This is a genomic window from Bartonella sp. TT121SHDZB (assembly GCF_042193415.1).
Classification (GTDB): Bacteria; Pseudomonadota; Alphaproteobacteria; order Rhizobiales; family Rhizobiaceae; genus Bartonella.
This window is the reverse complement of record NZ_JBHILR010000068.1, coordinates 1-610: the sequence shown is the minus strand read 5'-3', so window position 1 is coordinate 610 and position 610 is coordinate 1. Positions and strand designations below refer to the sequence as shown.

The window sequence follows — 610 nt, the reverse complement described above, 5'->3', positions numbered from 1 at the left end:
AGGCCCGTGAATACAGCGCCTGACGCTCCCACTTTTGACAAATGATAGTCCGCACTCACACAGCGGCACAGGCCCGAATTCAGAACCGATGTCTCCTGCCGACAACCCCATACTTGCCGCCGGTCGCCCATCGCGCAAACTGGCTGCCGTGACGCCGATGCACCTGTTGCGGGCCATGTGCCTGGTGCTCGGCCTGCTGCTCGCCCTGCTGGCACCGGGCCTGGCCAAGGCCGCACCGGCCGCAGGCCCTTTGGGTGCCTTGCAGGGCACGCTGGGCGGTGGCTCCGCGTCCGACAAGGAACGCCGCAATGCCATTCAGGCTGATGCGCTGGCGCCGGAACTGGACCGCCTGCGCGCCAGGGCACGCACACCCGTGCCTGCCCTGCCCGCGCCGCTGAGCGACGAGCAGCTGGGCAGCCTGTTCGATCGCTGGAAGGAACGCGTTCCCGCCAACGCCAGCCAGGAAGTGCTGGAACGCCTGCTGGCCGATGAACGCGATGCCATCGCCGCACTCAAGGTGGGCATCGAAAAATCCGCGGCCGACCAGGCCAATCTGGTGTCCCAGCCCGGCCCGGGGCGGATCGATCTGTCCATCCTCCAGCAACGCGCG

General features: G+C 67.7%; 1 protein-coding gene. It reads left to right on the top strand.

What is annotated here, in order from left to right:
* Positions 1-88: 88 nt before the first annotated feature.
* Positions 89-610, top strand: a 522-nt coding sequence (locus tag ACFIKI_RS08530) for a hypothetical protein (RefSeq protein WP_375666786.1), incomplete at its 3' end; no start/stop codon positions are given.